The organism is Neorhizobium galegae, from assembly GCF_017877135.1.
Taxonomy (GTDB): domain Bacteria; phylum Pseudomonadota; class Alphaproteobacteria; order Rhizobiales; family Rhizobiaceae; genus Neorhizobium; species Neorhizobium galegae_A.
The window spans coordinates 257,177-268,893 of the sequence record NZ_JAGIPH010000006.1 but is presented as its reverse complement, the minus strand read 5'-3'; the positions used below and the strand labels follow the sequence as shown (position 1 = coordinate 268,893).

The 11,717-nt window shown below is 63.8% G+C and carries 10 protein-coding genes; 2 read left to right on the top strand and 8 right to left on the bottom strand.

The genetic code is table 11. The features are described from left to right. Window positions 1-76: 76 nt before the first annotated feature. The gene (locus J2858_RS18300; protein ID WP_245366577.1) at window positions 77-709 is read left to right on the top strand and encodes a TetR/AcrR family transcriptional regulator; all 633 of its coding nucleotides are present in this window, start codon (window positions 77-79) and stop codon (window positions 707-709) included. 33 nt (window positions 710-742) lie between these two features. On the opposite strand, the gene J2858_RS18295 is transcribed toward J2858_RS18300, so the two are convergent. Next, window positions 743-1,999, bottom strand: a complete 1,257-nt coding sequence (locus J2858_RS18295) for an arsenic transporter (RefSeq protein WP_210106270.1) — start codon at window positions 1,997-1,999, stop codon at window positions 743-745. A gap of 13 nt (window positions 2,000-2,012) precedes the next feature. Further along, window positions 2,013-3,290: an MFS transporter gene (locus J2858_RS18290; RefSeq protein WP_210106269.1), complete on the bottom strand. Its 1,278-nt coding sequence runs from the start codon at window positions 3,288-3,290 to the stop codon at window positions 2,013-2,015. A gap of 449 nt (window positions 3,291-3,739) precedes the next feature. Here J2858_RS18290 and J2858_RS18285 point away from each other — a divergent pair, with 449 nt between their 5' ends. Continuing rightward, the gene (locus J2858_RS18285) at window positions 3,740-4,657 is read left to right on the top strand and encodes a DMT family transporter (RefSeq protein ID WP_210106268.1); all 918 of its coding nucleotides are present in this window, start codon (window positions 3,740-3,742) and stop codon (window positions 4,655-4,657) included. A gap of 68 nt (window positions 4,658-4,725) precedes the next feature. On the opposite strand, the gene J2858_RS18280 is transcribed toward J2858_RS18285, so the two are convergent. From J2858_RS18280 to J2858_RS18255, 6 genes are all read right to left on the bottom strand, one after another. Further along, window positions 4,726-5,886, bottom strand: coding sequence for a fumarylacetoacetate hydrolase family protein (locus J2858_RS18280; RefSeq protein ID WP_210106267.1), 1,161 nt, complete (start codon window positions 5,884-5,886; stop codon window positions 4,726-4,728). Window positions 5,887-6,099: 213 nt separating this feature from the next. Continuing rightward, complete coding sequence (locus J2858_RS18275) at window positions 6,100-7,020, bottom strand: SMP-30/gluconolactonase/LRE family protein (RefSeq protein WP_210106266.1); 921 nt, start codon at window positions 7,018-7,020, stop codon at window positions 6,100-6,102. 35 nt (window positions 7,021-7,055) lie between these two features. Beyond that, window positions 7,056-8,006 carry an ABC transporter permease gene (locus tag J2858_RS18270; RefSeq protein WP_210106265.1) on the bottom strand — a complete coding sequence of 317 codons (951 nt, stop codon included), beginning with the start codon at window positions 8,004-8,006 and terminating at the stop codon, window positions 7,056-7,058. Beyond that, on the bottom strand, window positions 8,003-8,947 hold the full coding sequence (locus J2858_RS18265) for an ABC transporter permease (protein WP_210106264.1): 945 nt from the start codon (window positions 8,945-8,947) through the stop codon (window positions 8,003-8,005). Before J2858_RS18265 ends, J2858_RS18270 begins: the two co-directional genes overlap by 4 nt. Continuing rightward, window positions 8,944-10,401 (bottom strand): sugar ABC transporter ATP-binding protein, encoded by a 1,458-nt coding sequence (locus J2858_RS18260; RefSeq protein WP_210106263.1) that lies wholly within the window; start codon window positions 10,399-10,401, stop codon window positions 8,944-8,946. Before J2858_RS18260 ends, J2858_RS18265 begins: the two co-directional genes overlap by 4 nt. Window positions 10,402-10,527: 126 nt before the next feature. Beyond that, the gene (locus J2858_RS18255) at window positions 10,528-11,538 is read right to left on the bottom strand and encodes an ABC transporter substrate-binding protein (protein ID WP_432443375.1); all 1,011 of its coding nucleotides are present in this window, start codon (window positions 11,536-11,538) and stop codon (window positions 10,528-10,530) included. Window positions 11,539-11,717: the final 179 nt, after the last annotated feature.

Sequence of the window (11,717 nt, the reverse complement as noted above, 5' to 3'; positions counted from 1 at the left end):
CCCTTGAACAATTGCCAGACTACGGTAATTTTGAATGACTGGTTAGTCAATGAGTTTGTAGACGAGGAGAATGCGCATGGCGATTGACGGTGAAAGGAAGCTGAACAGGGCTGAACAGAAAGCTCTGCGGCCCATCCAGATTCTCGATGCGGCATTCGAGGAATTCATCGCCCACGGGTATGGCATGACCCGCGTGGAGGATATCGCCGAGCGTATCGGCGTCACCAAAGGCACGATCTATGTCTACTTCCCGACGAAGGAAAACCTCTTCTCGGCCATGATTGCACATATTGCCACCCCTCTTGAAGAGCTGCTGCGGGGCGTCGGAGACCTGTCCGGCAGTTGCGCCGAGCGTCTTGAAGCACTGCTTCTGATGTCTTACGAGAAAGTCCTTAAAAACAGGCATACGCGGGAACTCATCCGTCTCGTCGTCGCCGAGGGCTCGCGCTTTCCCGAGATCATCAAGAGGCATCAGGAGGAGTTGATCGATCCCCTGTTCAACCACGTCCAGGCCTTGCTCGACGAGGGCATTGCGGCGGGCGAATTTCGCGCAGGCCCGGCCGCCCTTGCATCGGTCATCGTCGGGCCGGTGATTGCCCTTGTCGTGGACCACCTGGTGTTCGGCGAGACACCGCAGGAGGAGTGCGACGGCTATATCCGCGCCCATCTCGATCTTATCACGCGCGGGCTCGCGATGGCGGACCAGTAAGTTTCAAAAAGCAGCCGCCGGGCACACCGGACTTCACTGAACGGCAAGCACGGCAAGCGACAACGCGAGCGCCGGGATCATCACCACGACACCGAGCTTCAGGAAGGCGAAGACACCGATCTGCAGCCCTTCGCGACGCAGCGCCGACAGCCAGAGGATCGTCGCAAGCGACCCGGTGACGGAAAGGTTCGGCCCCAGATCGACGCCGATCAGCACGGCGGCTGCGATCTTGTCCGGCACATGTGCCGCCTGGACGGCGCTGCCGGCAACAAGGCCCGCGGGCAGATTGTTGACGAGGTTGGAGACGAAGGCGACCACGGTGCCGGCAAGCGCTGCCGTCTGGGCCGGATGGCTCTCGGCGCCGGAAGACAGCCAGCGCGCCAGCGTATCGGCAAGTCCGGTGCCGTTCAGCGCCTCGACCACGACGAAGAGGCCGGCCACCAGCGGCAGCACGCTCCACGACACGCCCTTCAACGTCGCAACCGGGCTCTGCCGGGTCACCGCCATGATGATGGCGGTGGTAAGACCGCCGGCGAGAAAGGTCGGTAGTCCGAGATCGAGGTCGAGAGCGGAGGCAACAAGCAGCAGAAGGGCCGTCAGCACCAGGCCTGCCCCGGCAAGCCGGGCGCTGTGCGACAGTGGCATCTGCTCGACCTCGCGGCTGATCGTATCGGCTGCCAGCGCCTGACGCTGCGTCAAGTAGAGCGCGGCAAAGGTTGCCGCGATCGCCACGATCGAGGGCAGCGTGAAGGTCGAAAGCCAATGGCCGAGCGGCGGCATCTCGCCACCGCCGAAAATCACCAGATTGGCCGGATTGGAAATCGGCAGGACAAAGCTTGCCGCATTGGCGATGAAGGCGCAGATCAGCAGATAGGGCATGGGATCGCGCACGCGCGCCGCCCGGCACGCCGCATAGACGGCAGGGGTGAGCACCACGGCGGTCGCATCGTTGGACAGGAAGGCCGTGACGACAATGCCGACGCCGAAGATGAGGGCAAAGAGCCGGCGCGGTGACCCCTTGGCATGGGCGGTCGCCACCGAGGCCAGCCAGTCGAACAGACCCTCCCGGCGGGCGAGTTCCGACAGAAGCATCATGCCGATCAGAAACAGATAGACGTCGAGCCCCTTGGAGACGCCGAGCCAGGCATCGGACACGCCGATCAGCCCGAGCGCGACGAGAAGGACTGCACCGAGAACCGCCCAGATCGCCTCCGGCCAGCCGAAGGGTCGCGTGATCACGCCGAGCGCCGTGAGGCCCGCTATCGTCCACGTCATCGTCAATGCCTGCATGGTCATCTGCTTTTCAAGGGTTGGAAGAGGCGTCCGGCAGGCTTGCTACTGTGGAATCGGACGGGGCGCCAGTCTCTTCGTGATGCGGCGGGGCAATGGATGTACGCCCGGCAAGAAACGCTGCAACCGCCAGCAGCGCCACGCCGCCATGGACGAAATAGGCGAGCGAATAGCCGCCGAGATCGGTGAGCCAGCCGGCCACGACGTTGCTCAGCGACGCGCCGATGCCCTGCACCGTCATCACCGCGGCAAAGCCGACATTGAAGCGGCCGGTGCCGGACAAGATCCGTTCGGCTGCGATCGGCGTTGCGATGCCGATCAGGCCGGCCGCCACCCCGTCAAGGATCTGCACCGGATAGATGGCGGCAAAGCTTGTGAACGAACCGGCAATCGCGCCGCGCAGCGGTAGCGACAGAAGCGCGATCAGAAAGACGGTCGAAAGCCCGAAGCGCCGCAGCAGGAAAGGTGTGGCGAGCGCCACGACAATCATCGACAGCTGCGAGACGCCGGTGGTGATCGCTGTCGTGCGGAAGGGTGTGCCGAGCTGGATCGAAAAATTCTGGGCGATCAGCCGGCTGATCGGCGCATTGCCGAAATGGAAGATCATCAGCGTCACGGCAAGCAGAATGAGCCCCCGGTTGCCGACGAGCACCTTGTAGCCGGAAGGGCCCGGCGCGCCATCGTCATGGGAAAGCCCGCGCGCCACCTGATGGTCGATCTCGCGCGGGTTGATGGCAAGCGTTGCCACGATGGTGGCGATGGCTGTTGCGATCATCAGCCCGACAATGCCGCTCACGCCGAAATAGAGGGTCGCGACATAGATCCCGGCAAGGGAGACGACATTGCCGGCATGGTTCCAGAATTCGTTGCGCGACACCTGGCGGGAGAAAGCGCGTTCGCCGACCAGCCCGAGCGTCAGGCCCATCAGCGCCGGACCGACCACCGCGCCGACCACCGCCGTCATCGACAGGCCACCGAAGACGGCGGCATTGCCGGGGCTTGCAAGCGTCCATAGCGCACTTGCCGTCACCAGGATCACGGGCACGATGATCAGCATGCGCTTGCGCGTGGAGGCATCCACATAGGCGCCAAGCAGCGGCGTCGAGACCATCCCCAGCACGCCGCCGAGCGTTGCGACGATGCCGAGCGTCATCGGCGACCAGCCATGGGTTGCCAGAAAGCCGTCGAGAAACGGCCCCAGCCCGTCGCGCGCATCGGCGAGGAAGAAATTGAGAACGGCAAGGGCTGCAAGCGAGCGGCCGCTGAGATGCTTGGGCAAAGGCTGTGACATGCCGGTCATCCTTGTTCCGCGGCGCGTTCGTGGCGGGCGGAAACGACGTCCTGCAGCATTTGTTCCAGGCGCCGAAAAACAAATAATCCGGCCGATCCAGCGGACATTGCGCGGGTAAAAACCTGCAGCTGCGACGCCACGCCAAGGCTCAACTGCCGGCTGGCACCCGCACAATGGAGCCCGCCGGCGCCTCGCTTTGCCGCGCCACATCTCCTGCGCGAGGCATCAAGGGCACGTGCGCCCGGAAAGGTGGCGGGCTTTCTGCATCCTGCGGCACAAGGTTCTGGTCAGCGCCGTCGGAAACGTGCAGAAGGGCGTCATCATGGTGCTGCCCGGTCAGCGGTTCGGATGACGCCGACCCTGCCTTCGGAACGCGCCCCGGGAGAGCTGCGGTCGCTCTGCCCTCGCCCACCTCGATCGCGGCCACCGATCATCGCTCTGGAGCAGACATGTCAGCATCCCCTTCCCGCCGCAGCGCACCGGCCAAAGTCTTTGCCGGGCCTGCCATCATGCTCTTCGGCATGCTGTTGTTTTCGCTGAACGACGCCATGGGCAAGTGGCTGATGGGAAGCTACGGGCTTGGTCAGGTCATCCTCATCCGCTCGATTGCCGCGCTCATCATTCTGGCCCCCTTCCTGTGGATCTCCGGCCGCAAGCCGATCCTGGAGGTGGAGCGGCCGGGCCTCCAGGCGGCGCGCGTCGTCTTTTCGACGCTCGAACTCTTCTGCTTCTATTATGCGGTGATGTCGCTGCCGCTTGCCGACGTGATGACCTACTGGCTGGCAGCGCCGATCTATGTGGCGGCCGCCGCCCCCTTTCTTCTGGGGGAAAAGGTCGGCTGGCGGCGCTGGACGGCGATCGGCATCGGCTTTGTCGGCGTCATCGTGACGCTTGAGCCGTCGAGTGCCATGTTTACCCTGCCGGCGCTGATCTCGATTGTCGGCACGGCCGCTTTTGCCTTCATGCTGCTGTCGGGCCGCAGCCTGCGCGCCACGCCGGACAAGACGCTGGTTCTGTTCCAGATGCTGGGAACGGCGATTGCGGGCCTCGTTTCGGCGCCCTTCGACTGGGTGCCGCTGGCATCGGCCACGGAACTCCTGGCTCTCGGCCTCCTCGGCATCGTTGCCATGAGCGCCCATATGCTGGTCAACCGGGCGCTCAAGATTTCCGACGCGGCATCGGTTGCGCCGCTGCAATATACGCTGCTTGTCTGGGCGATCGTCTTCGGTTGGTGGTTCTTCGGCGAGGTGCCGCGCACCAGCATGGTGATCGGGGCGACCCTCATCGTCGGGTCCGGCCTGTTCATCTTCTTCCGCGAGAAGCAGTTGAAGACGCGCGACACGGTGCTGCCGGCCATTCCGGAATAGCGGCAGGCCGCGAGCGGCGAAGGCCGGCATCCGTGCGGATGCCGGCGCGCTTTTGGAGTGAGACTGCCTTAGAGAAGACCGCGGCGGGCGAGGTTTTCAAACAGCGCCCGTGTGCCAAAGGTCCATTCCGGGCAGGCATCGCAGCGGTCGACGATATTGACCAGTCGACCGAGCTTTGGGGTGGAGATCTCCACCCGGTCACCGATCTCATGGGTAAAGCCGAGGCCGACGCCACGACGATCCTTGACCGGCGCAAACATCGTGCCGAGAAACAGAACGGCGCCATCGGGATACTGGTGATTGCGGTTGCGCAATTGCGATGCGAGATTTTCCGGCGTGCGGCTGATCGCCTCCATCGGGCTTTCGCCGGTCATCTCGAAACCGTCCTCGCCGCGCACCAGAAGCGAGACGCGCACCTTGCGCAGCACGTCGAGCGTGAAATCGCCGTCGAAGAGGCGGATGAACGGGCCGATGGCGCAGGAGGCGTTGTTGTCCTTGGCCTTGCCGAGCAGAAGCGCCGAGCGGCCCTCGACATCGCGCAGGTTGACGTCGTTGCCAAGCGTTGCCCCGACGATTGTGCCATCGGAGCGCACGGCGAGCACCACTTCCGGTTCCGGGTTGTTCCACTGCGAAATCGGGTGAATGCCGACACGGTCGCCGCAGCCGACCGACGACATGGGCTGCGCCTTGGTGAAGATTTCCGCATCCGGCCCAATGCCGACTTCCAGATATTGCGACCAGAGGCCCATGTCCTGCAGCAGCGTCTTGACCTTGGCGGCCTGCTCGGACCCGGCAACCAGACCGCGCAGGCTGTCGCCGAGAACCGGTGCGAGCTTGCCGCGGATCTCCTGCGCGCGCCCCGCATCGCCCTTGGCCTGTTCCTCGATCACCCGCTCCAGCATGCTGTCGGCGAAGGTGACGCCGGCGGCTTTGACCGCCTGCAGGTCGACCGGCGCCAGAAGATGGCCTGCCTCGCCCGACAGATAGGCGTCAAGGCTGCCGAGATCGGCAAGATCGGTTGCTGCGGCGAGTTGCTCTGCAAGCCCCTCGATCTCCAGAAGGCCGGACATGGTGGGCGAAAGGCTGCTGAGGTCGAACACGCGACCGGCCTTCACAAGCACCGGGCACGGGCCTGCGGCGGCATTGGACCAGACACGCCCGACGAGCAGCGCCTTGTCGGCGTCTTCCGGCAGGATTTCCACGGATTTCAGGCTGTTCTGCAAGGCCACGACGGCTATTCCCTTCTCCTCCGGGCCGGGACGCGTTCCAGTCACCAAGCCCTATTGTCATGATGTCTGACAACCTCCGGTCCGTTACATAGGGACAGTTTTTGCAGCTGTCTACCCTGCGGCGGATACCTCAAACCGGCGATTCCAGATGTGTTCAGTCTCTCCCGTCTGGCAGCGAAACCGCCAAGAGCCCCGCGCGCCCGGCGCTCTGCCTTACGGCCACTGGGCACCGGTCGTCGTGACGTAGATGGCGTAAAGCGAGGTCGTCGCCGTGATGTAGAGCCGGTTGCGCCTCTCCCCGCCGAAGGTGAGATTGGCGACCGTCTGCGGCACGAGGATCTTGCCAAGGAGCGTGCCGTCGGGGGCAAAGCAGTGCACGCCGTCGGCCGCACTCGTCCACAGATTGCCGGCAAGATCGAGGCGGAACCCGTCCGGAAGCCCCTTGTCGATCTCGGCGAACACGCGCCCGTTGGCGAGCCTGCCCTCCTCCGTCACGTCGAAGACGCGGATATGGCTCGGCCAGGTCTCGTCATGGCTCGAGGCGGAATCGGCCACATAAAGCCGCTTTTCGTCCGGTGAAAAGGCAAGTCCGTTCGGCTGGCCGAAATCATCGACGACAACCGTCAGCTCTCCTGTTGCCGGATCGAGCCGGAAGACATTGTGCGTGTCGAGCTCAGGCTCTGCCTGGTATCCCTCGTAGTCGGAGAGGATGCCGTAGGTCGGATCGGTAAACCAGATGCTGCCATCGGATCTGACCACGACATCATTGGGGGCATTGAGGCGCTTGCCCTCGAAGCGGTCGGCAAGCACCGTGATCCGGCCGTCGGCCTCGGTGCGGGTCACCCGCCGCCCGCCATGCTCGCAGGTGATCAGCCGGCCGGCGCGGTCGCGGGTATTGCCATTGGCGAAATTGGAGGGGCTGCGGAAGGTCGAGACGCCGGCACCCGGCACATAGCGCAGCATCCGCTGGTTCGGGATATCGCTGAAGATCAGGCAATTGTGGTCGCCGAACCAGACCGGGCCTTCGGCCCAGCGGCAGCCGCTGTAAAGTTCCTCGAGGGCAGCGCTCGAGACGATCAGGTTGCGGAAGCGGGGATCGTGGATCTCGTAGATCCCGGTGCGGGCGTGCGACATGGGCTATCCGGTTGGCTGGTGTGAGTGTCTGAAGGTCAGCGCGCCGACCCGGCAGGTCGGCTTGCCGCCACGATGACGCAGATGATGATGAGGCCGGTCATGATGAGCCGCACGCCAGCCCCGAAGCCATAGGTGTTGAGCATGGAAACGACGAGGAACATGAAGAGCGATGCCCCCCAGATGCCCGGCACGTTGGAATTGCCGCCGGCCACCGCCGAGCCGCCGATGACGACGACGGCAATCGACATCAGCAGATATTCGGCGCCCATGTTGAGCGCGGCGCCGCCGGAAAAGCTTGCCAGAAGATAGCCGCAGACCGAGGCCAGCACCGCGCAGAGCACATAGGTCGCAAGCCGGCAGCCATCGACGGCGATGCCGGCCATGCGGGCGGAAAAGGCATTCTGGCCGATCGCCGAGATCCAGCGCCCGAAGATCGCCCGGTCGAGCAGCCACCAGACGGCAAGCGACAGAAGGAGGGCGACAAGGGCCGTGTTCGGCACGCCGAAGGTGGAAGAGGTGGTAAAGCTTGCCAGCTCCTCCGGCGGCTTCACGCGCAGGCCGCGATTGTACCAGATCGCCGTGGACTGGACGAGAAAGCTCATCGACAGCGTTGCGATGATCGGCGGAATGCGCAGGAACTTGATCATCGCATAGTTGACGATGCCGATGGCAAGGCCGATCGCGATGGAGACGGCAAGGCCCGCCAGGATCATGCCGTCCTGCCCGTCCATCAGCTTCAGCGCCACCGTGCCCGACAGCGTGATGGTGGCCGGCACCGACAGATCGACATTGCCAGGGCCGAGCGTGATGACCAGCATCTGGCCAAGACCGACGATCACCGAAAAGGCGGCAAAGGTCAGCGTCGCCTGCGTGAGGCTTGCGGTGCTGGCGCCGCCGGTAAACAGGATCGTCACGATCCAGGTGGCAAGCGCTGCGACGAAGGACCAGGTCCAGGGTTTGCGGGAAAGAAGGCTCAGGCGGTTCATGATGTCTTCTCCTGCGGGCTGCGACGGTTGATCACGAGCCGCAGGGCCAGCACGATGATGAGAATGCCGCCCTGCGCGCCGATCTGCCAGTCGGGCGAGATGCGCAGGAAGGACAGGAAGGAGCCGGCAAGGGTCAGCGTCAGCGCCCCGATGACCGCGCCGATGGGCGAGACCTTGCCGCCGACGAATTCACCGCCACCCAGAATGACGCCGGCAATCGACAGAAGCGTATAGCGCAGCGCGATATTGGCATCCGCAGAGGTGGTGAGCCCGACCAGCGCCATGCCGGACAGCACCGCAAATATGCCGGCCGTGGCATAGGCTGCCCCCTTCAATGCGAGGACCGACCAGCCGGCGCGCGCCACCGACCGGCTGTTGCCGCCCACACCGCGCAATAGCACACCGAAGGTGGAGCGCATGATGAGAAGATGCGCCAGAACTGCAATCACCACGCTGGCAACGATCGCCATCGGCACGAGCGGCGGCTTCGACACCATCAGCGCGCGCAGCCAGACCGGCGCCTGCCCGCCGGGGGCCGGAAGGATCAGCACCGCAAGCCCGCCCCAGACGAAACTCATGCCGAGCGTGACGACGATGGACGGCAGGTCGCGCAGCGTGATGACAATGCCGAGCAGCGCATAGATGCCGACGGCGCCGGCCAGAATGAGGATCGCAACCAGTGGCTGGTTCGGCATGTAGACGGCCGTCACGCAGGCGGCAAAGCTCACAAAGGTGCCGATCGACAGATCGAGATCGTTGACCGCCATGATGATCATCTGCGCAATGGTCGCAAGCGCGATGGGAACGGCGAGATTGAACAGCAGATTGAGCCCCGTATAGCTCATGGCGCGCGGCTGCATGTAGAAGACGGCGGCAAGAAGCACGGCAAGCGAGACGGCCGGGATGAGGATCGGCAGCAGGCCGGAGACGGTCTTTCTCATGCCGCTTCTCCCGAAAAGGAGGCAGCCAGAATATTTTCCTCGCTCACCGCATCGCCAGAGAGTTCGGCAACGATAGCGCCGTCGCGGAAGACATAGACGCGGTCGCAGAGCCGCACCTCGTCCATTTCGGTCGAATACCAGATGAAGGTGCGCCCGGCAGAGGCCTCGCGCCGCAGCGTCGCATAGACCTCCTGCTTGGTGCCGATATCGACGCCGCGCATCGGATCGTCCATCAGGACGATGGTGGCGTCGCTCGCCAGCGCGCGGGCAAACAGAACCTTCTGCTGGTTGCCGCCGGAAAGCGACAGGATGGGATTGTTCATGTCCGGTGTGCGGATCCCCATGCGGGCTTTCCAGTCTTCGCCATGCGCGGTTTCGCGGGCGGTGTGCACCGCGGCAAGCCGCGCAAGCTGCGGCAGGTTGCCGATCGAAAGGTTGCGCAGGATGCTCCACTGCGAAAACGTGCCGTTCAGCGCGCGATCGCCCGCCACGAAGGCCATCCGCTTGGCGGCAGTCGGAAACCACTTGCTGCTGCTCTCGGCAAAGAGGTCGAGCAGCATGCGCGTCTGGCCATGGCCGCCAAGGCCGGCAAGACCGATGATCTCGCCTCTTGCGGCATGAAACGGCGTCGCCGAGCCACCTTGCGGCACAAGCGCGATGACCTTTTCGGCAGACGCCGTGCCTGACGAGGCCGTGCGCGCGGTTTCCTTCACCACGCTTCCCATCGCCTCCACCAGGGTTTTCACGGAAAATTCGCCCGCCGGGCGCGAGGTGACGACGCGGCCGTCCTTCATCACCACGATGCGGCTGGAGGTGGACAGGATCTCGCCCAGAATGTGCGAGATGAGCAGAACTGAGCCACCCTCTCTCACGAAACGGCGCACATAGGTCATCAGCTGCTCGGCAAGGCTTGCATCGAGCGAAGAGGTCGGCTCGTCGAGGATGACGAGCTTGGGATCTTCGGTGACGGTCAGGAAGTTGATGGCGATCTCCACCATCTGGCGCTCGGCAATCGACAGCGATCCGACGGTTGCGAGCGGATCGATGCCATGGCCGGGAAAGACTTCGTCCATGCGGGCGCGGATGAGCGTTGCCGCCCGCTTCCGCCAGCCGAAACCCTTCAGGCCCGCATGCATGAGGCGGGTGTTTTCCACCACGGTCAGATTGGGGCAGAGCGACAGTTCCTGGAAGACGCAGCGCACGCCATGCGCCCGCGCCCTGGAAATTCCGCCGCCGGGCTCGCCTTCATAGAGGATCTCGCCCTGATGCGGCGACAGCCCGCCATTGATGACATTGACGATCGTCGACTTGCCGGCGCCGTTATGGCCGACCAGGCCGACCGCCTCGCCGGGGCGCACCTCGAAATCCACGCCATCCAGCGCCTTCACCGCACCGAATTCGACGCGCACCTGACGGATGGAGACCACCGCTTCGGTTTCTGACACTTCAGTCATTCCACACTTGCCCACGCTGCCGGCTTACCAGTTCAAACCACGATTCATGGCTGCTCCACCCGGAAAACCGGTTTCCGGATGAAGCTGCGGGAGGAACGCCTTGTCGGCGATCACGTTTGCCTTGCGTTACTTCGCCGAAGCGATGACGGCCTTGGCGTCTTCGAGCGAATACTCGACATTAGCGACGCCGCCCTTCTGCGTCGTCTCGAGGTTCTTTTCGAGATTGGCCTGGTCGATGCGCAGGAAGGGAACGGTCAAATCCTTCTTCACCTGCTTGCCGTCCAGGATCTGCTGGGCCACCCAGAAGGCGAGCGTCGAGACGCCGGGCGCGATCGAGACGGACATGGTCTCGTAGCCGCTGGCATCCTTCTGCTTCTTCCACCACTGCAGCTCATCCTCACGGTTGCCCATGACGATGACCGGGGTCGGACGCTTGGCTGCTTCGAAGGCCTGTGCGGCGCCATAGCCGTCACCGCCCTGGGTCACCACGGCTGCAATCTCGGGAAGGCTTGGCAGGAGGCCTGCCACGGCGCGCTGGGCGACATCCTGCGCCCAGTCGCCATGCACGGAGCCGACGATCTTGAACTGCGGGTATTTCTCGACACCGGCATGGATGCCGGCGGAAATTTCGTCATCGACGAAAACCCCGGCCAAGCCGCGGATTTCGAGAAGATTGCCGCCCTTCGGCAATTTCTTCGCCAGATATTCCACCTGGCTTGCGCCCATTTCCTTGAAGTTGACGGCGATGCGCCAGGCGCAGGGTTCCGTCACGATGCCGTCGAACGACACCACGGTGATGCCGGCATCGCAGGCTTCCTTGATTGCGCCATTCAGCGCCGTCGGCGAGGCCGCGTTGATGACGATCGCATCATAGCCCTGCAGGATCATATTCTGGATCTGGGCTGCCTGCTCGGTCGCCTGGTTTTCCGCCGTGGTGAACGGATCGGCGGCCGCCACGATGCCGGATTTCACCGCTTCCTTGGTCACCTTGTCCCAGCTGGTCAGCATGGCCTGGCGCCAGGAATTGCCGGCGTAGTTGTTGGACAGGGCGATTTTCTTCGAAGACGTTTCGGCATGGGCCGAAAACGCAACGGTGCTCAGCATCGCGGCAGCGGTTGCCGCAAGAACGAATTTCATGGTCATGTCTCTCTCCCTCGATGCCGGTCCTGCCGGCCACTTTCAGCGCCGCTCCTCAACGACGTGCCCCGAAAGCTTTTCCCTGGAGCAGTTCTCCAGTAGCTGTGATGATGCGGCAATTGTGAAATGCTGTACAGGCGGATTGGAGCAAACCACCTGCGGGTTACCGCAGATCAGGT

Coding starts and splice junctions, on each gene's coding strand:
- J2858_RS18300 (WP_245366577.1), top strand. CDS start 77: ATGGCGATTGACGGTGAAAGGAAGCTGAACAGGGCTGAACAGAAAGCT.
- J2858_RS18295 (WP_210106270.1), bottom strand. CDS start 1,999: ATGCAGGCATTGACGATGACGTGGACGATAGCGGGCCTCACGGCGCTC.
- J2858_RS18290 (WP_210106269.1), bottom strand. CDS start 3,290: ATGTCACAGCCTTTGCCCAAGCATCTCAGCGGCCGCTCGCTTGCAGCC.
- J2858_RS18285 (WP_210106268.1), top strand. CDS start 3,740: ATGTCAGCATCCCCTTCCCGCCGCAGCGCACCGGCCAAAGTCTTTGCC.
- J2858_RS18275 (WP_210106266.1), bottom strand. CDS start 7,020: ATGTCGCACGCCCGCACCGGGATCTACGAGATCCACGATCCCCGCTTC.
- J2858_RS18270 (WP_210106265.1), bottom strand. CDS start 8,006: ATGAACCGCCTGAGCCTTCTTTCCCGCAAACCCTGGACCTGGTCCTTC.
- J2858_RS18265 (WP_210106264.1), bottom strand. CDS start 8,947: ATGAGAAAGACCGTCTCCGGCCTGCTGCCGATCCTCATCCCGGCCGTC.
- J2858_RS18260 (WP_210106263.1), bottom strand. CDS start 10,401: ATGACTGAAGTGTCAGAAACCGAAGCGGTGGTCTCCATCCGTCAGGTG.
- J2858_RS18255 (WP_432443375.1), bottom strand. CDS start 11,538: ATGAAATTCGTTCTTGCGGCAACCGCTGCCGCGATGCTGAGCACCGTT.